14 protein-coding genes are annotated in these 19,655 nt (G+C 37.7%); 2 read left to right on the plus strand and 12 right to left on the minus strand.

The genetic code is table 11. The features are described 5' to 3' along the window. Positions 1 to 261 precede the first annotated feature (261 nt). The 12 genes from MOK21_RS17470 to MOK21_RS17525 all read right to left on the minus strand — a co-directional run bounded on the left by MOK21_RS17470 (position 262) and on the right by MOK21_RS17525 (position 17,919). Positions 262 to 1,314: a YkvI family membrane protein gene (locus MOK21_RS17470; RefSeq protein ID WP_249075260.1), complete on the minus strand. Its 1,053-nt coding sequence runs from the start codon at positions 1,312 to 1,314 to the stop codon at positions 262 to 264. A gap of 57 nt (positions 1,315 to 1,371) precedes the next feature. Beyond that, the gene (menC, locus tag MOK21_RS17475; RefSeq protein WP_249075261.1) at positions 1,372 to 2,478 is read right to left on the minus strand and encodes an o-succinylbenzoate synthase; all 1,107 of its coding nucleotides are present in this window, start codon (positions 2,476 to 2,478) and stop codon (positions 1,372 to 1,374) included. Then, positions 2,453 to 3,301 carry a GNAT family N-acetyltransferase gene (locus MOK21_RS17480; RefSeq protein ID WP_308221941.1) on the minus strand — a complete coding sequence of 283 codons (849 nt, stop codon included), beginning with the start codon at positions 3,299 to 3,301 and terminating at the stop codon, positions 2,453 to 2,455. Before MOK21_RS17480 ends, menC begins: the two co-directional genes overlap by 26 nt. Positions 3,302 to 3,338: 37 nt before the next feature. After that, entirely contained in the window at positions 3,339 to 4,454 is a 1,116-nt protein-coding gene (locus tag MOK21_RS17485) for a M20 peptidase aminoacylase family protein (protein ID WP_249075263.1), read from the minus strand. A gap of 5 nt (positions 4,455 to 4,459) precedes the next feature. Then, a complete protein-coding gene (locus tag MOK21_RS17490) occupies positions 4,460 to 5,326 on the minus strand; it encodes a MurR/RpiR family transcriptional regulator (RefSeq protein ID WP_249075292.1) in 867 nt (288 codons plus the stop codon). Between the two features lie 174 nt (positions 5,327 to 5,500). Continuing rightward, positions 5,501 to 7,693, minus strand: coding sequence for a DNA topoisomerase III (locus MOK21_RS17495; RefSeq protein ID WP_249075264.1), 2,193 nt, complete (start codon positions 7,691 to 7,693; stop codon positions 5,501 to 5,503). 246 nt (positions 7,694 to 7,939) lie between these two features. Then, on the minus strand, positions 7,940 to 9,565 hold the full coding sequence (locus tag MOK21_RS17500; protein ID WP_249075265.1) for an S-layer homology domain-containing protein: 1,626 nt from the start codon (positions 9,563 to 9,565) through the stop codon (positions 7,940 to 7,942). 687 nt (positions 9,566 to 10,252) lie between these two features. Continuing rightward, complete coding sequence (locus MOK21_RS17505; protein WP_249075266.1) at positions 10,253 to 11,326, minus strand: glycosyltransferase; 1,074 nt, start codon at positions 11,324 to 11,326, stop codon at positions 10,253 to 10,255. A gap of 232 nt (positions 11,327 to 11,558) precedes the next feature. Next, entirely contained in the window at positions 11,559 to 12,317 is a 759-nt protein-coding gene (locus tag MOK21_RS17510; RefSeq protein ID WP_249075267.1) for a hypothetical protein, read from the minus strand. Position 12,318: 1 nt separating this feature from the next. Further along, the gene (locus MOK21_RS17515) at positions 12,319 to 16,101 is read right to left on the minus strand and encodes a DEAD/DEAH box helicase (RefSeq protein ID WP_249075268.1); all 3,783 of its coding nucleotides are present in this window, start codon (positions 16,099 to 16,101) and stop codon (positions 12,319 to 12,321) included. 121 nt (positions 16,102 to 16,222) lie between these two features. Then, positions 16,223 to 16,777 (minus strand): NADPH-dependent FMN reductase, encoded by a 555-nt coding sequence (locus MOK21_RS17520; protein WP_249075269.1) that lies wholly within the window; start codon positions 16,775 to 16,777, stop codon positions 16,223 to 16,225. Between the two features lie 296 nt (positions 16,778 to 17,073). Beyond that, positions 17,074 to 17,919: an NAD(P)H-binding protein gene (locus MOK21_RS17525; RefSeq protein ID WP_249075270.1), complete on the minus strand. Its 846-nt coding sequence runs from the start codon at positions 17,917 to 17,919 to the stop codon at positions 17,074 to 17,076. A gap of 288 nt (positions 17,920 to 18,207) precedes the next feature. On the opposite strand from MOK21_RS17525, the gene MOK21_RS17530 reads away from it, so the two are divergent. After that, the gene (locus MOK21_RS17530; protein WP_249075271.1) at positions 18,208 to 19,254 is read left to right on the plus strand and encodes a PseG/SpsG family protein; all 1,047 of its coding nucleotides are present in this window, start codon (positions 18,208 to 18,210) and stop codon (positions 19,252 to 19,254) included. Positions 19,255 to 19,443: 189 nt separating this feature from the next. Then, a complete protein-coding gene (locus tag MOK21_RS17535) occupies positions 19,444 to 19,629 on the plus strand; it encodes an SE1832 family protein (RefSeq protein ID WP_249075272.1) in 186 nt (61 codons plus the stop codon). Positions 19,630 to 19,655 lie beyond the last annotated feature (26 nt).

Raw genomic sequence — 19,655 nt, forward strand, 5'->3', positions numbered from 1 at the left:
CATTATGACGACCCTTTATTTTCCTAATTATTAAAAAACTATGACACCATTAATATAGCACCCAGAAAAATTAGTGTCTAGCAACAAAATAGATTTTATTTAAAATTACGAGAATTTATTTTACATAAAGCAGAATTTCAGAAAACATCCCGAATGAACAAACATACAATTATTGTATGTTTCACGCCTTATTTTTATGACTAAAATTGCAAAAAAATTCCCTAGCGCTGTACAAAAACACTAGAGAATCTCAAAACATAGTTATGAAGCTTTTGGTATCTTACGTAGCCACGAGATGATAATCGCAATGATTAATGCAAAGCCTAAATACCCCATTGTTGAATATACCTTTCCAACTAATGTCGTGAACCCTACTAAACTCGCCACAAAGCCTATTAAACCAATCACCACGATTCCTATTTTAAAATATTGATGGTCAGGCGCTATAAAGCGTACTGTAAATGCATAAAGCATTCCTACAGCTGTATTGTACATCATGCCTAATAAAGCAATAGACATTAAGATACCCACTACAGGATGAATCTGTTTTGCTAGCTCTAATGTTGGCATCGCCGTCCCACCAACCACATCCATTTTAACGAACAAGGCAATATTAATAAGTATGATTAAAATACCGAGCATTAAACCACCAAGAAAACCTCCTAAACCGGCAATCTTACGCTCTTTTACTGTTCCCCCCATAACGATTAACATCGCAGTACCAGCAGCTATGTTATAAGATACGTAGAGAAGTGCACCTAGTATCCAATTAGATGCCGCAGATGTTTGCTCTTTCGCTAACACATTCTGTTCTGCAATTGTTAAGTCCATTGTAAATATGGAGTAAATTAAAATAATAAACACAATTCCCATTAAATATGGTGTCACTAATGCTATTATATTAATAATATTTTTAACGTTTAATAGCAATGTTAAAATCGTCATGATGACCATAAAAACACTGCCAATCATCGGGTTTATCCCAAACATTTGCTCAAATGTTGACCCCGATCCAGCAAACATTACAACTGCTACACCAAATAAGAAGAATGTAATGACAATATCTAATATAGCCCCAACATAACGTCCACCAATTTGATAGATAACCTCTTTATGAGATGTTGTCTGTGAATTTGCACCTAATTGCGCTAAACTCATCCCTAAAAAGGCAAATGCAATTGTGGCCACAATTCCTCCCGCTATACCGTAAAGGCCAAAGCTCGTAAAGTATTGCATAATCTCCTGTCCTGAAGCAAAACCAGCACCAACGATTAATCCTACAAATGCGCCACCTATCTGCCAACTTTTTTTCATAGAACACCTGCTTATCTAATCAATTATATTCATAGGCTTCCTAACGAAATATACTTCTTATTTATATGTTTTCTGTGCAACCGTGAACATATCGATCGTCTCTCTATTTACGTCATAGCCAATACCTGCTTTTTGAGGAACCTCAATATAGCCGTCCTTCACTACAACTTCTGGGTCAATGATATCCTTTTCCCAATAACGACTTGAGCCTGCAGTATCTCCAGGTAAAATAAAATTCGATAATGTAGTTAACGCCACATTATGTGCTCGACCAATACCAGACTCCAGCATGCCTCCACACCAAACTGGAATGTTATTTGCCTCACAATAATCATGTATTTTCTTCGCTTCTGTTAGGCCACCAACTCTACCAATCTTAATGTTAATAATTTTAGTACTGCCTAACTCAACAGCTTTACGTGCATCCTCCAATGAATGGATACTTTCATCCAAGCAGATTGGCGTATCGATTAATTTTTGCAACGCTGCGTGGTCAATGATGTCATCTGACGCTAATGGCTGCTCAATCATAGTTAGATTAAAAGCATCTAGTTGCTTAAGTGTTTCAGCATCTGACAGGCTATAAGCTGAGTTCGCATCCGCCATAAATGCCACATTAGGGAACGCTTCTCGTAATGTACGCATTACTTCTACATCCCAACCTGGCTTGATTTTGATTTTCATGCGTTTATAGCCTTCTTTAACAAAACCATCTACTAACGCTACTAAGTCCTCGATTGATTTTTGAATACCGATACTGATCCCTACTTCAATATTGTCCTTTTTGCCGCCAAGTGCAGCTGCCAGTGATTGATTCGTCTGTTGGGCATAAATATCCCAGATTGCACCTTCAATAGTCGATTTCGCCATATTATTTTTGCGAATTGGTTTAAATAATTCATTGACCTCATCCGGATGCTGAAGCTCTTTATTTAAAATAAGAGGAATTAAAAAATCTTCCAGCATATGCCAGTTCGTTTGTAATGTTTCCTCATTGTACCAAGGAGAATGGAACGCCACAGATTCCCCCCACCCGATTGTTCCTGCTTCATCCTTTGCCTCTAAAACTAAAAAATCTTTATCCTCAAATGTGCCAAAGCTAGTTGTAAATGGTTCTTTTAATTTCATTTTTAAATGTCTAATGGTAATTTCCGTGATTTTCATATTGGTTTGCTCCTTCCAGATCTAAAATTTCTAATTTTACGAGGACATATTCGTTGTAATGTTCTTGCTGCTGCAATTGAATAGCCGCATAACCTTGTGCAAATAACCGTTGTAAAATATGTCGCGTTTTAAAGCGCCAGTCCAATGCTAATGCTGGGTCTTGCAGCTTTAATGCTTGAAAATCCTTTGGTACAGGTAGCGTATATAAATCTTTATCGTATTTTAAATTTTCAGTTATTTCTAAACATAGGAATCCCTGTTCATTTTGTACACAGCTTGCAACTGGTATGGCGCCCTCTGTATCTATTGAAACATTTTTACTTACGTAATCAGAGGTTATATACCAGCACACCTCAAAACGGTCTGAAGGTAGTCCTTTATTTAATCCATCCTGCATTTCACCGTAGCAGTTTTCTATATACGTATAACAAATACCATTTAATTTTGACAGATTAAGAAAACCATTTCTTGTTTCCAGCGGATCAAACGTCCACACCATTAAATTGTAGCCCCGCTCAATAGCAATAGCTTGCTGGGCATATTTTAATTGTTCACCTATTCCTTTGGAGCGGTAATTTTCGTCTATCCCCAACATATGGGAACATAAATAGCTTTTGCCCTCTCGAAATCCTGAAAAGCCATAGCTAAAGCCAACCAATTGATCACCATCATAGGCACCAACAACGATACCGCCATTTTTTACAGCCGTTAAAGTTTGATGAATGGGAATTGAAGGCATTCCCCAAACGTTATATTCCAATTGCTGAACTTGCTCCAGCTGTTTAATTGTCTTTATTTCCCTTATGTCAATCAATACTCTCACTTCTTTCTATTCTTTATCCTCTATTGATGGCTAGGGCCTATAAAGCCCGTAAAATAGCTCTCGTGATAATGTTCACTCCCGTAATAAGCCGCTCTCGATTAAACGTCATTTTCGGATGGTGTAATCCTGGTGTTACACCACAACCTAAGCCAAGCATTGTTGCTTTAAGGTTCGGACGCTCATACGTATAAAAATGAAAATCTTCTCCTCCAGGAGTGACGACTGGTGAAGCGCATGCTTTTTCACCAACCGTATCGACAATAGCTGAATTCATATGTTGTAATGCCTCATCATTCACTAACGCAGCAACAATATGAGCATCTATATTTAAAGAAATTTTGGCACCATACATCGCTTCCACCGATGCCTTTACACGTTCAACACCAATCGTGATTGCTTCCATTACTTCATTTGTTTGTGCTCGTGCATCAATACTAAATGTTGCTTTTCCCGGAATAATGTTTGTAGAAGCTCCTCCTGCATTAAATTGTGTCATTTTGACTGACGCAGAGACGTTGGGGTCTGTCCATATTTTTTGTAACCCTTCGACAATTGCGGCCCCTACCTCAATGACGTTAATACCGAGTTCAGGCCTTGCGCCATGTGCCTCTTCCCCAATAATGGTCCCAGTAAAAAGCTTTGCCGCACCATGGTACAATGCTGGGGCATACGTTCCGTCTTGTAATTCTTTTAACGGGCGAACATGGACACCGAATAAGTATTCTAGATTATCAATAAGTCCCTTCTCAACAAGTGCACGAGCACCCTGTGCCTTTTCTTCAGCAGGCTGAAAAAGAATACGTACTGCGCCGGGGAGTAAATGCTCCATGTCCTTTAACACCAGTGCCGTTCCAATAGCCATCGTCATGTGACCATCATGACCGCAAGAATGATTAGCTTGAAATTTGCCATCAACTTCCTGCCATAGTGCATCAATATCCGTACGAAATCCGACTCTCGGTATCCCTTCCCCAATATCTACATACAGTCCCGTCATATCCTCAAACAACTGAGGCTCCATCTGTGCCTCCTTCAATATATTGGCGATGTATTGCGTTGTCTTCTTTTCTTGCCAGCTAATTTCCGGATGCTCATGTAGATGTGTAAAAATATCAGCCAATCTAGGCTGTAAGTTTTGTAAAACTTGATTCATTGTATTCAACTCCATCGATTTGCTAAAAAGCTATTTTGGAAATCATCATATTTTATTCGTTGATTTTCATAATAGTCGTGATCTTGTGCAGTCATACCTGCAATTAGTGTATTTAAAAATGAGATCAATGATGGCATTGCGTCAATCGTAGACATTTCTTGTTGTTCATTCACAAAAGTTATCGTTGCATATTGCGTGATAGGTGCAATTTTAGAATCTGTAATACCAATAATCTCACATTTTTTTTCTTGAATTTCAGCCGCAAATTGTATCGGTTCTTTAAAATAACGGTGAAATGATAATATAATGACCACACTATCTTCATCGATTTCTTGTAAAGCTCTAATGATTTCACTAGTTTCAAAATCTAAAAGAACTACGTTAGGACGTAGCATATTTAATGTAAAATGCAGCCATTGTGCCGCTAATTGGGAGGACCCATTGCCAACAATATAGACTTTCTTCTTCGTATGCAGTAGGAACGAAGCACGATCAAAATCTTCCTCGTTAATATTTTTAGCAACATTTAAAATACTCGATGCATCCTTTTCCATCGTTTTTTCATAAAAACGTGGCGTTTCAAATAGTGCCTGCTTGGATTGCAAATAATTTTGCAAGCTACTTGCCTTTCCGTCATTGAATAAATGCATCGTGATCTCCCGCTGCAACTCAGCATAACCCGATAATCCTATCGCGTAGCAAAAGCGGATTACCGTCGTTTCACTTACCCCCGCTTTGTCCCCGACATATGCAGCAGAATGAACACCGACAGTCTGCAAATTTTTGAGGATGAAGATCGCTACCTTTTGCTGACTCTTTGAAAGTTCCTGATATTTATGTTGAATGACTTGTTGAATTGTTTGATTGTCCATCAAAGAAGTACATCCTTCTCATTTTATTTTTTGAAGTTTAAACTTCATTTTCATGTTACATACAGTAGCATACTTATTTTCTTAATTCAATATATTTTCTGAAATTTCTGTTTATAACGAACAAAAAAGCGGGAATGTTAATTTATTTAACACTCCCGCTTTTTTTATTTATAACTATTCATCAAACTTCATCCCTTTTAACAAATCTGCAAAAGCATTGTTCAAAGGTTCTGCTTCTTTTTCTTGCTGTTTCATGTATTTTTGTACACTGCGCTTATCTACTTTGCCGCCGCCCTCTTTTTTACGTCGGGCTTCAAATGCAGATAACTTTTCACGATAACCACATTTACATACGAAAATTTGGCCGTCGCCTTCACCGCGTAGTTCTAGCTTTTTCTTACATTGTGGACATCTTGCGTTTGTGACACGTGATACGTTTTTACGGTGACCACATTCACGATCTTGGCAAACAAGCATCTTGCCTTTTTTACCGTTGACTTCAAGCATTGGCTTGCCACAATCAGGGCAGGATTTTGTTGAGATATTGTCATGCTTATATTTTTTATCACTCGCTTTAATTTCTGTAACTATTTCTTTCGTGTGCTTTTTCATTTCGTTGATGAACACATCTTTTTTCAGCTTACCTTTTGAAATTAACTCAAGCTTTTGCTCCCATTCGGCTGTTGTCGCTGGAGAGCGTAATTCTTCTGGCACTAAATCAAGCAACTGACGACCTTTAGATGTAATGTAAATTTCTTTGCCGCCACGTTTTTCGATTAGGAATGAATTAAATAGCTTTTCGATAATATCTGCACGTGTTGCAACTGTCCCTAATCCTCCAGTTGATTTCAACGTATCTGCAAGCTTCTTGTCGTTCGTCTCCATATACTTCGTAGGATTTTCCATCGCTGATAGTAATGTTGCCTCGGTAAAACGTGCAGGTGGCTTTGTTTGACCAGATGTTTGGGCAATTAGCTTTGTTTTTAATACTTGTCCTTGTTCTAAACGAGGAAGCAGTTGTTCTTTGACATCATCCGTTGATTCCTCATCATCAAAACGATTTTGATATACTTCTTTCCAACCAGCATTGATAACGGTTTTCCCTTTAGCAATAAATTTCTCATGCCCGATTTGTGCTTGGACGGTTAATTGCTCATATTCTTGCGCTGGGAATAACACAGCTAAAAATCGTTTTACTACTAAATCATATATTTTACGCTCTTTATCATTGAATGCAGATACGTTCACATAGCCCTCAGTTGGGATGATCGCGTGGTGATCAGACACTTTACTGTCATCCACAAATGATTTATTCGCTTTAATCGGCTTTGTTAAAATTTTATTCGTTAATGTACGATATTCGCCGATGCCACATGCTTTTAGACGCTCAGGTAATGTGCCTATAATATCAGATGATAAATAACGTGAATCTGTTCGCGGATATGTTAGCACTTTATGAGATTCATATAGCTTTTGCATAATATTTAATGTTTCTTTTGCCGAATAGCCAAATAGTTTATTGGCATCTCGCTGTAATTCTGTTAAATCATAAAGACCTGGGGCAAATGATTTTTTCGGCTTGCGATCAATTGAAGCAATTTTTGCATCTTGATTGCCTAGTGCTTTGACAATAACGTCCACTTTTTCTTTGTTGAAACTACGTGAATTACCATTTGCATCTTGCCATGTAAGCTTTAACGAATCTGTTTGTGCTTCAATACCGTAGTACGTTTGTGGTTTAAAGTTTTTAATTTCATCTTCGCGTGCAGCTATCATCGCAACAGTTGGCGTTTGAACACGGCCACAGTTTAGCTGTGCATTAAATCTTGTCGTTAATGCACGTGTCGCGTTTAATCCGATATACCAATCCGCTTCAGAACGAGCAACCGCAGCAGCATATAGGTTATCGTAGTTTTTACCTGGTTTTAAATTAGCAAATCCTTCTTTAATGGCTTTATCTGTAACAGATGAAATCCATAAACGTTTAATCGGCTTATTTACTTTCGCACGTTCAATAATCCAACGTGCTACAAGCTCACCCTCACGACCAGCATCTGTTGCAATAATAATTTCGTTTACATCGTTACGAGTAAGCTGTGATTTTACTGCATTGTATTGTTTGCTCGTCTGTTTAATCGTTGTTAATTTTAGACGCTCTGGTAGCATCGGTAGGTCTTCTAAATTCCATTTTTTATATTTTTCATCGTAGCTCTCTGGATCGGCTAGCGTTACTAAATGCCCTAATGCCCACGTTACGATATATTTATCGCCCTCTAAAAAGCCATTTCCTTTTTTATGACACTTCAATACATTCGCAATATCGCGTGCTACTGAAGGTTTTTCTGCTAATACAAGGCTCTTTGCCATCCGTTTAACACCCTTTCTTACAATCCATATCCTAAATATAGCATATAGCGATCGGTTACACCTATACGACCTATTACAAGTTGCTATCATCATCTGGTACAAATGGTAACTTACAAATATTGATTGTCATTTTACTCAACAGAATAGAGTAAGGCCATACAAGTAAATAAACCTTCGTAAACATTAAAGTCTACAAAGGCTAGTGTCTTACTCTTGATCTTTTGCTCTACATGTGGAAGTATCTTTTTATTCATTATTTAGCATTTTTAATGTACGAGATAAAAAAACGGCAAAATGTTGGCGACTTACTGGCTGGTTAGGCATAAAATTACCATTTGAACCTGTTGTAATGTTATGCGAAGCTAAAATTTGAATATATGGATTAAATTCATTTGTAGCTTGGACATCCTTAAAGGCTACGGGTTCTCCAACTAAATGTAAATCAAAAGCATTCACCAGTATTTTTGCAAGCTGTGCTCTTGTAAGATACTGATTGGGGTTCATATTGTTTCCGCTACCATCAATAATTCCAGCTTCATAAAATGGTTTAATGATTTCATAGTAGCTATCTTGATCACTTAAGTCCTTAAAGCTTTTCATTTCTCGAATAGGTGCAAGCTCAAATCCTTCAATACGACTAATCATAGAAAAAACATGTTTTCTCAAAATGGAGTCATTCGGTTTAAATATTGCATCGCCATACCCTTTAATAATCCCTTTATTCGCTAATTCTTCTATTTGCAGACGGTAAGGATGGTTCGTTGTCACATCTGTAAAAAGAATAGACTCATAACGGATTGTATAATCGATATCTTTGTTCATCGATGCATTCGTTGTAATATCTAGCTGATAGTTTCCTTCAGGCAATTGCTGAGACCAAGCTTTATTTCCATTAGCAGTATATTTATAGGGAGTAGGTTCATAGTATGATGTTTGTTCATCCCATTTGCGTAGCTCAATACTTATTGGATTGTTCGACGTCGTAAAAATAACAAATGGATTTTTACTTGTATGCTTCACTTGATACTCATCAAAATCAAAGTAATCTTTAGCTACTGAAACAATGCCTGATACCGTTTGATTATATTGTAAAATCGTAGGTCTAAATAACGCTTCAACGACTGTATTTGGAAGGTTCTCTGTTTTCACAGTAAATTGATAGTCTTTGTTCACGCTTAGATATGGATCTGTACTAATTTCTATATAATACGTTCCCGCTGGCAAATATGCTGAGGAACTATTTACGTACCAACTTGCATTTAAATCTAAAATCTTTTTCTTCTTTTCATCCATTAAACGAGCATTGTATTTATCCCCAGGCGTTGTTATAAATTGTTCATTTAACTGCAATGTAACTTTCTTCGGTTCATTTAATGTAAATCGAAAGTAATCATGATCTGTAGAATTTTGATTGTTGCGTCCATAGATAACTGTATTCAGTGGAATGACATTGGCACTTTCATAATCGTTGTTTGGCTCTGTATCTAATTTTATATCGTTCACTATTTTGTAAGAAACCTCTGATACTTTATTATAAAGATGTGCATCGTATGTGCCTTTCTTCAAACGAATCCTATGAACCGTTTTAGATTTATCCCCATCATACTTCGATGTCTCCATTCTTGAAACTAACGCTCCCCAACCAATGTTAAGATCCAGAGTAGTATAACTCGCGGTTGGATCCGTAAAAGTAAATTCATAAGTGGCTTCTTTTGGCACTTCGATTTTATATTCCCCCCAAATCGTTACCTTACTATTTTCCTTCCATAATTCCGCTTTAGATAATACTTCGTCCTCATATGTCCCCTCAGCAAAAACTGAAACAGAAGACATCGCCATTAATATAAACACAAAAAATACTATTTTCTTCATCTATTTCTCCTTTTCTAAAAACTATTAAATCTTTGATAAAAATAATAATTATACATTATCGTTGCTAGTTACTCTACTGTATAAATAGAAAAAACACGATTTGTCTCATACTTCGGGTTATAAACTAATGAGAATTGGTTAAGACAGCGAAAATGATCGGGTAGCTTGAAAAAATGATCAGGTACACATGGGATCTGATCGGGTTTCCCCGAAAAGTGATCAGCTTCCCTCGAGATTTGATCGGGTTCCCCCGAAAAGTGATCAGGTACTCACGGGATCTGACCGGGTTTCCCCGAAAAGTGATCAGGTACTCTCAAGATCTGATCGGGTTTCCCCGAAAAGTGATCAGGTACTCTCAAGATCTGATCGGGTTTCCCTGAAAAGTGATCAGCTACACCATGGGGTCTGATTGAGTAAGACGATCAATGTAAAAAGCAAATCCACATTATTTGTGAATTTGCTCTTTTATGTGCTTCAAAAAAATGTATACATGAACGTCATACTCAATCTCTTAAAACATATGTTGAGTTAACAGAATGTTCACAAATTTTAAAGGAGATGAATGAATGGATGCTCGAACTTTCAGACCTCGGAATGTGATTTTTATGACGATTGTTGTTTTTGTATCGATGTTAATTGGTTACGGTATATATATTAATTTTATTGATGTTCCTTTTCCATAACGGCTTACTTCTTTAACTGACTTAACAAGTATTTGCGGTTGTCTAGTATCCGTTGATCCTTTGGCTTATATTTACGCGCTGCCTCATTATGCTGATATGCATTTTCATAGAGACGCAAGCGATTATATAGCAAGCTTAACTGAAAATGCGGAAGCCATGTGGAATAAGCATAGTTGTGAATGGCCATTGTCTGTTCAATAGGCTGCTGTAATGCTTGCGAATACCAGTAAATAGCTTCTTTATTTTTCAATTGCTCCATAAAAAAGTGACCAATTCGACAACATGCTTCTGGCCTTGGTCGATCATATAATAATGATTGTAAAATAGCTTGTGTGGCTTGTTTTGAATTTTGTAGCTGTTTGTAGCAATCGGCTAAATTGAAGCAAGCTTGAATTTGATCATCAGCAGAGCCTTTTGTGGAATCAAGGAAAATCTTATAGTGATTGATAGCTTCTAAAAATCGATGATGATTTTTGAGTTCATTAGCGTAATGAAATGTTTCTCTAGCTGAAAATGGGTGCCCTTCTTTCTTTAAACGTTCATAAATAGTAATATTGCGATGAATATCACTTTTTCTTGGCAAATGGGTAACTGCTATATCGCTATGATAGAGCTGGCCCGTTATATCTAAATACTCATGGACGGCACCCTGCCACTGAAAATTACGTGCACGTTTTACAAGCCGAAATCTTTTTTCACTTACTTCGACACAACCATCGGCATCGAGTGTTACATAATAATCCATAGAAACTGCATCGACATTAGGGTAATACAGCGACTGCTTAAGCTGAAGGAACTTTTGCTGATGTTCTGTTGTGATCACATCATCAGCGTCGAGCCATAAGATAAAATCTTTCGTAGCTTGCTGAAAGGAAAAGTTACGAGCTTTGGCAAAGTCATCACACCAGGCAAAATCGAAAATTCGAGAGGTATAATTTTGGACGATATCTTTTGTACGATCAGTTGAACCTGTATCAATAATATTGATTTCATCCACTAAATGTTGAACAGAGTCTAGGCATCTTTCAATAATACATTCCTCATTTTTGACAATCATACATAAACTAATCGTAAACATCGATCCCCTCCTTTTTTAGTAATAATATATGCACGCTCAAAAATTTATCGAGGCCTTTTACTATTTTATCGCCTTACTTTTTGAATTTATCGACCAACTTTTATAATTTATCACCTAACTTTTATAATTTATCACCCAACTTTTATAATTTATCACCCAACTTTTCCGTTTTATCGACAAACACCTCGAAAAGCGCAAAAAAAACGAACGCATCACGCGTTCGTTTTTTGTTTTATAAGTATTGCTTACGCCACTCTAGTTGTTCTTTTTCTGTGAGCTGTTGTTCTAGGTGTGAATCCCATTGGTTTAACAGCGTATTCCATATACGAACGAATAAAATATCTTGTTCTTTATCGTGCAGGACAAATTCTAGGCATGGGCTATCATTGATTTGTTTAGCGTCGGTTTGAACAATTTTGGCAATTATTTTTTGAGAGGCTCCTGCTACAGCTTCTTTGTCATCCTCTTGCTGTAATGCTTCTATTAACATTGCTTCTTCAAAATGCTCTTGCTTCTCAGCCTCTTCATCTACATAGCGATATAGCTCTGGTAGGTCGTCGTATTCTTCCATATTGTCTTCGTCGACAGCAAGAAATGTAAGATGGCATGGGCTATAGTAAAGATTAGCCATTTCTACATCTAGCTCCTCTTCAAAAATACCACGTTCCAGTTGCTGCTGTCCTTTAGATGTCAATCGATAGAAGCCTTCCTTTTGCTCAATGAGACTTACTCGAGACATTTTCGATACTAAATCCTCAATAAATAACGGATCGACTAGTAATAACTCACTTAAATCCTGTGCATTGGCAAAATCCGCTTCCTGTATGCTGATTAACAACATCGACATCAAAACATCCATTGTGGAACGACGAACTGGCTCATAGGTTACTTCTACTGTTCGAATTGGGATGCTCCATTCATCGGTTTTGACGATTTTAATATTGCGATTTTGCTGAAGTTCACGTATTAAGCGCTGTTGCAATTTTGACAATCTATATCACCTGTCCTTCATGATTACGTAAGCCGTTATAGGATTTCACTGTCTCTAACAGATTACTGTACATCTCTCGTGTATCTGGATGTTTCGCACGTTTGGCAAACATCTCAGCACTTCCGACAAGTAATAATAGCTCTCGCGCACGAGATAAGGCAACGTTTAAGCGGCGATAATCTCTTGCGAAGCCAACGTCTCCCCCTTTAGGCGTATTACGTACCATACTAACTAATATAACGTCCATCTCCATACCTTGGAACTTATCAACTGTCCCAGTTCTAAATTGAAGATGTGGTAGCTGTAATTCTTGTTGCAGAAGGCGATTAATTTTCTTGACCTGCTCCCCGTAGAAGCTAATAACGCCAACGCTTTTTTGTGCATCCTTAGGCATCCGTCCAGCTGCTTTCGCTTCAATAACAGATGTATTCAAATCGATTAAAATACGTCGAATTGTTTGCAATTCACCTTCATTGTAACGACTCGTTCCACCCTTTACTTGCTCCTCTAAATAAGGTTTCTCGGTTGGAATATCAACCCATAGCAAATGATCATCACGGTTAACAAATTGTCCTTCAAGACAATGGTCTCGCGCTGCATCTGAATCTGGTAAACCACATTGTAGACCATTTTCTTCTTTCGCGTAAAATGGTGTAATACTGTGCATAATTTTCTCATGCATTCGGTATTGCAATGCCAGCATTTGCTTATGCGTTTGCGGTAGATTATTAAATAAGCGTTCAAATAGTGATTCACGCAGCAAATTTTTCAACTCTTGCGCGCCGTCAAAGTTTGGATTTTCATCGAGCATCGCCTTTAACGTTTCCTCCAATGTATCGTCTCCAAGTAGAGGAGGTAATTGATGATGATCGCCCACTAAAATAACTTTTTTACCTTTAAGCATCGGTAATAATAGCTCTGGTGGTGTGGCCTTTGATACTTCATCAATAATGACAACATCAAATGTCGGGTAGTTCTCCATAAATTCCTTACTTGCTGAAGCGACGCATGTTGTACCGATAACATTCGCATGGCGCACATATAATTTACGAATTTCATCTAAATCATATTCTGTAGCGTTTTGTAGCTTGTCACGCCATTGCTCTTGTAATTTTTTTCGAAGAGGTAGCTGCTGTTCCTTACGTTGTAATTCCACGATGGCTGTTTTGGAGGATGCAATTGCTTCCTCTACTTCCTTGTGAGTACGCTCTGGTGTTGATTGTAAGAGCTTTGTGCAGGCTAAGAGCTGCTTCTCCTTCTTCAAACCAGCTATATTAATTTCTTTTATATTTTCTTCTAATTGCGCTAGCTGTTGTTCAACCTCTTGTAAGCTAGTCTGCGCTGTTTGAAGGGCTGCTTTCTTTGGTAGGAGCTGTGTATTAGCATACTCTACCGCCTCTAGCTGTTGATGTGCTGTTTGAAGAGAAGATTTCGATTGTGAAACAAGCATTTTTAAATGCTCTACAGAATCTTCTGGCTCAGCATCAATATGGAATGTCTCTGCTAGCTGCTGTAGTCGTTCTGTATGCTGTAAAAATGGCTGCAATTGTCGCTGTATGCTTTGAACGTCAAAGCTTGTAATTGCGCATTCTTGATGTATTAAGCCACCAATACCTTTACGTAAGGACTCAAATTCCCGATCTTTGTGCTCTTGTTGTTGTTTAAGAGCTACGCCTTTTTGCCAGACAAAATCACGACGCATATATAATCCGAGCAAGAAACTCTCAATTTGCTCGGCAGGTGGTGTTTGATCATCCTGAAACGCTGTATTGAGCTGCGCAAAAACTCCTGTTAGATTTTGCAATGAAAACGATTGAACTTGCTGCACTCTACTTTTAGCAAGGGCACGTTCTTTTTCTTCATCAGATACCAACGACTCCAGCTTTGCAATCGCTTTTTGTAGACGTGAATTGATGGTTGCCCACGCCTCTAAATCTTTGGCATCCTCTAAATGTTGCAAACGACTAATTTTCTGTGACAGCACATAGGACGGGCGAATTTGATAATGTTGTAAAAATCGTTCGATTCGCTCATAGGACGTTAAAGTACCGATATATTTTTCGGCTTCCTTCATTAATTGAAGACGCTTATTTTCCTCTTCATATTTCGATTGGATATCTTTGAACTGCAGTGTTAGATGCTGCTTTTGCTCTTGCAGCTCCTTATATTGAGCAGCTGCTTCCAATTGCTCAATTTTCTGTGTCGTTTCCTCGATCGTAAGCTTTAGTTGCTCTATAGATGGGCTTTCAGCAAGGGTTTGCTCAAGCTTCTTTACAGCCGGTTCAATTTGCGCTAGCTGTTTTTCGTAATGCTCTTTTTGTGCTTCGCTTTCCTGCTGTTCCGCTTTTGCAGCCTTTAATTCTTTCTTTAACGCCTGTATTTCCTGCTGTAAAATTGGCTCGTCAATTGCAGCCTGTTCTTTCGCAGCTATTTCTTTCTTTAGCTCCTCAAGCCATGTCTCAAGCTTTTCTAGCTCTTCTTCAGCTTTGACAATACTTGATTTTAGTTCCTGTTCACGTGCAGTAAAAGCTGTGATTTCCTCTTCAATCGCTGAGAGTGTTTGCTCACGCCAATGAAGCGCAACATTTTCCTCTATAAATTTTTTACCCTCTTCTTCAATACTTTCCGTTCTACCGTAGCGTAAAATTCGAATTTCTTGATTAGAAAGAAGTCGTCCTAAAGCATTATCTACGGCTAGATTTGATTGAGAAGCTACGAGAGTTTTTAAACCCGCCTTGACATTTTGCTGGCAAATTTCAGAAATAACGGTTGTCTTCCCTGTGCCAGGAGGTCCTTGAATGACATACAAATCTTCAACAGACAGTGCTCCTAAAACAGCTCGTCGCTGATATTCGTTTAAATTATTGTGAAAAACAATATCCTCTCGAAGCTTTGCTGTTCGGACAGTTGGACGTTTTTCGAATAGGATCGTCTCTAAGCTAGGGTTAACTGCCTCGCCTTTTTCTAGCTTTGTAAAACCATTGCGTAATCGTCTTATTTGACTCAATGTCGCAAAATTACTAAAGCTCGCTTGCTTTGAACGAAGATTAAGATGATCTTTACGTGCTAAATCCTGCACAAAAGGCTTTAAGTCAATTTCTACTGTCTGCTTCCCTGCACTAGCCTTTAATACTTGTCCAATTTCACCGCGTACCCCTTGAATGCTTACACTTAATCCTTCAAGCTTCTTCCATTCCTTTGATTTTATATAAGGGCAGACAATGGTTAGCCTAGTAAAATCCTCATTAAAATAGCTTTGTTTAAATTCTGTATGAATATCATCAATTGTCGCATCGCGTTCTTGAATTTTTAAATAGCCTTCCCAGCTCGAAATACGCTTTTTCACATATTCTGTGCGCTCCTCGGCTATTGGTAGCTCTCTTATTTTTTTATGAAGATCAAGCGGAATCCCTGCTCCATTATTAGGTCTTGTGACAAGTTGTAATGCTGCCGGTAAGCGTCGGTTTGTATTGATGGGGCCACGCATATGTACAAAACGAATATTTGTAGCTAATAATCCTTCAACCTTTAGCACACAATCCATAATGGCTGTTTTCTCTGCAAGGACGTCCGTTAACTTTTCATTTTGCTCCGCATTAAAATAAATCGATAAAAATGTTTCACCAACTGTTTTTGCTTTGCGCTTTTCGATATAGACGGTGAATGTTTTTTGTAAGGCAAAAAAGGCATGCTCATTTGCTGAGCATTCCTCTACCGCTTCCTTCGCTTTATTAGTCAATATTAGACTACAGCGTTGTTTTTCTAGTATAGCGATGTCCTGCATGAGCAGCCCTCCCTTCCGTTTCACTAAAGTTCTATTTTATCACATCATAAAAGAATACTTGAAAAGAAAAATCCCCTGCACAGTGATTTCCTTCCACCGCGCAAGGGATAAAGATTTTATATTAATGTTGATCAATCGGTTCTTTCGGCAATGTTTTGCTCATTTCACAATACTGCACAAAAACACGCGCCAATTCACGTAAACGATTATGAACATCTTCATCGACAATATGATTATCTGCATCAAAATGAGATGTGTGTGTGTATACATAGTTCGGAGTTACAAGTGCACGGAAGTAGTCTAAAATTGGTTTCAACTGATTTTCTACTACTAAATGGTGTTGATACGTTCCACCATTTGCCACGATCGATACAGGCTTATAACGCATTGTTTTCGGATGTAAGAAGTCAAATGCATTTTTTAATACACCCGGAATTGATGCTTGGAAAATCGGTGTAGCGATAATATACGCATCCGCTTCCTCGAACTTTTGAATCATTTCCTTCATATCATCATTTAACGGCGAACCGTCTACAATTTGATGTTTATATTGACTAAAATGCATAATTTCTAATTCGAAACTTGCATCTAATTCTTTAATATATTGCTCCACTTGCTCTAAAATAGCACCTGTTTTACGACCGAACATCGTGCCATCAACGAGTAAAATTTTCATTTTCACTTTGCCTCCACATTTATCTTCTACAATAATATTGTAACAAATGAAAAGAGGCACGGAAAGAAATGTAGTGGTTAAAACCGTAAATTCAGTCTTTAGGCGGAACGTAGTCTACACAAAAAATATTGCTTTAAAAAGAAACTTCAGCATGTCGATTACTTGTTATTAAAATAATATTTTCACAGATGAATTGGTTAACCACTCTTATCCATAGTTAGAAGACGCTGATTTTCGCTATGGGCTACTTGCCCAGCCGGAACGGAAATAAACCCTATGCTATGGTGATGAGCTCATTATTTATCCTCACGACGTTGGAATTTTACTTCCTTATCTACAACGGTTTCTTCTATTTTAAATTTACCTCGATTAATCACGACTTCACGGTTTACTTTATCTTCTTCACCGCTAGGACTTAATGATTTGCGCTTCTCCCAATTAAATAATTGCTCCCTTGAAACATCCTCATCCTGCGCTTCGGGAAAATCTAGCTGAGCCAATTCCTGAGATTGGTAAATTGTAACCGGCTGTTTATCGCCGTACAGTGCAATAACTAGCATCGCCTTCGCAACCTGAGAAGCTTCTATAGCTCTCGTACGTTTTAAAGGACCAACTAATAGTGGTTTTGCCAGCTTTAAAACTTTCTCTCCCGCTTTTTCACCAAAGCGAAATTCTTCTCTCTCCCCAACCAATAAAGATGGACGAATAATCGAAAGTCTCTGTAAGCCTAGCTCCATAAGATCATGTTCAAGCTTTCCTTTTACTCGATTATAATAGAATGGAGAATTTTCATTTGCCCCCATAGCTGTAATAACTAGCATATGTGGGATCCCTCGATTTTTGGCTAATGAGGCAATAGTTAGCGGATATTCAAAATCTACTTTCTCAAATGCCTCACGAGATCCTGCCTTTTTAATCGTTGTCCCTAAACAACAATATAGCTCATGTGCAAATTCGATATCTTTTTCCTCTAAAGCATCAAAATTACGAATTTTAACTTCTAGCTTTGGATGCGTATATGCTGGCGCTCTTCGTGTAATAACCGTAACTGAAACATATTCATCATTTTCACATAATTGTTCTACTAAAGAGGTACCTGTTAATCCAGTAGCCCCTACAACAATCGCTGCGCGCATTCCCATTGATTGTACCTCCTTCTAAAGATCGTTCACCCCAGTAGTCGTACTGCTGGAACAAAGGTTTTGCTGAAAAGCTAAATCAATCCTATGTATATTTTTACAAACTCTACTTTATTTATCGGTTAATGAGGGAGCTATTTAATTTTAGGAGTTTTGAAAAACTATTTTGAGGCAGGCAGCTATCCTCCTCTTTTTCACATTATGTCATAAATTATCTAATCCTAATTTTTTACACATACTTGCCCATCATTGACCATAGTTTAAATAGACGGATGAAAGGATGGGATACATTTGCAAAACGAAACTCAAAAAATGGAACTAAAAAAGACGATTGTTTTCATTATTGAAAGCTGTATCGATAAAGGGCTGTATCCTTTTGAACGGGTGGCCACGCTGGCAAAGCAACTTACAAATGAAAAAGTTTTCATATTTGTCAAAACCCCTTCAAATGATGGAATTCAAATTTTAATGAATGAAAATCTCTCGCCAATCTTATTTGAACATTTCGATGAGCTACCAAAGCAAATGAAGAGTATTCAGCCTGATTTAATTGTAAGAGATGGCCGTAACTCTGAAAGCTGGCAAGTTCAAAATTTACGACCTTTCTGCAAAACAATCATTCATTTTGATGATTTTGGTGAGGGTGGTCAAGCCTGTGACTGTGTATTGCTAGCACTCTATCAAGAAGTTAAAGATTATTTACCATCCCATTATATTGGTGGTAGTTTCAACTTCGCATTACCACAAGCTTTTCAAAATTTTGAGGATAGACCAGAATGTAAAACACCTGAAAACCCACCTCATATTGTTGTTGCTTTTGAGGATGGGGACGAGCATAACCTAACATACCGTACTCTTCGACACTTAACGCAGCTACAAATCCCACTACAAATTACAGTGATGATTGATGATAGCTATCAACATGCAACAGATGATTTGCAAATGATGGTGCTCAGTCGTCGTAATACTGCCATTCTACGTGATAAAAATGCACTCCTCAAACTATTACCAAAAGCAGATGTTATTATTTGTAATGCTAACTATACACCTTACAAAATCGCCTCTTATGGTGTACCTTGTATTACCCTTGCACAAACTGAGGCAGAGCTATTACACGCCTTCCCACGCGAACAGAACGGCTTTATTCACCTTGGACTAGGTCGTAAAATGAAGCAATCACAAATTCAAAACGCAGTCATGGAATTTTTATTACATGAGGCTCGAAGCGAACGAGCTGTTAAAAAACAACGCCAGCTCAATTTAGCAAGTAATAATGAAGCATTACAGTCATTGCTTTTAGATTTCGCTTACGATCGCCACAATATCGCTTCTACTTAGTGATTCTTTGAAGGTGAATATGATACAATATAGTAGAATTTTTCACTTTCGTTTATCTTTAATTATACGAAGTGGATTCAAGCAACATAAGTACCCGATTGATAGTAACTAATAAGCGGTGGGGGATAAAAAAACCTCCATCGCTTTTACACGCATTCATTATAATAAACACATAAAGGAGCAATCACCATGCCATCAAAAAGTGATATTGAATATCAAATTAGAGAGCTAAAAATGGACTATATGAATTTACAAGGCGACATTGAGAAGCTTGAATCTACAGGTCATAATGATCAAGTAGCAAAAGCAGAGCAACGTCTTGCAAATATGGAAACAAAGCTAGCTAAATTAAATAAACAATTAGCAGAACTTTAATATCTAGCGGTATACAGCCGCTATCT

Source organism: Lysinibacillus sp. BPa_S21, from assembly GCF_023337795.1.
Taxonomy (GTDB): Bacteria; Bacillota; Bacilli; order Bacillales_A; family Planococcaceae; genus Lysinibacillus.

Bases quoted from the DNA above. Each gene is read 5' to 3' on its own strand.
- MOK21_RS17470 (WP_249075260.1), bottom strand. From the start codon at position 1,314: ATGAAAAAAAGTTGGCAGATAGGTGGCGCATTTGTAGGATTAATCGTT.
- menC (WP_249075261.1), bottom strand. From the start codon at position 2,478: ATGAAAATCACGGAAATTACCATTAGACATTTAAAAATGAAATTAAAA.
- MOK21_RS17485 (WP_249075263.1), bottom strand. From the start codon at position 4,454: ATGAATCAAGTTTTACAAAACTTACAGCCTAGATTGGCTGATATTTTT.
- MOK21_RS17490 (WP_249075292.1), bottom strand. From the start codon at position 5,326: ATGGACAATCAAACAATTCAACAAGTCATTCAACATAAATATCAGGAA.
- MOK21_RS17495 (WP_249075264.1), bottom strand. From the start codon at position 7,693: ATGGCAAAGAGCCTTGTATTAGCAGAAAAACCTTCAGTAGCACGCGAT.
- MOK21_RS17500 (WP_249075265.1), bottom strand. From the start codon at position 9,565: ATGAAGAAAATAGTATTTTTTGTGTTTATATTAATGGCGATGTCTTCT.
- MOK21_RS17505 (WP_249075266.1), bottom strand. From the start codon at position 11,326: ATGTTTACGATTAGTTTATGTATGATTGTCAAAAATGAGGAATGTATT.
- MOK21_RS17515 (WP_249075268.1), bottom strand. From the start codon at position 16,101: ATGCAGGACATCGCTATACTAGAAAAACAACGCTGTAGTCTAATATTG.
- MOK21_RS17520 (WP_249075269.1), bottom strand. From the start codon at position 16,777: ATGAAAATTTTACTCGTTGATGGCACGATGTTCGGTCGTAAAACAGGT.
- MOK21_RS17525 (WP_249075270.1), bottom strand. From the start codon at position 17,919: ATGGGAATGCGCGCAGCGATTGTTGTAGGGGCTACTGGATTAACAGGT.
- MOK21_RS17535 (WP_249075272.1), top strand. From the start codon at position 19,444: ATGCCATCAAAAAGTGATATTGAATATCAAATTAGAGAGCTAAAAATG.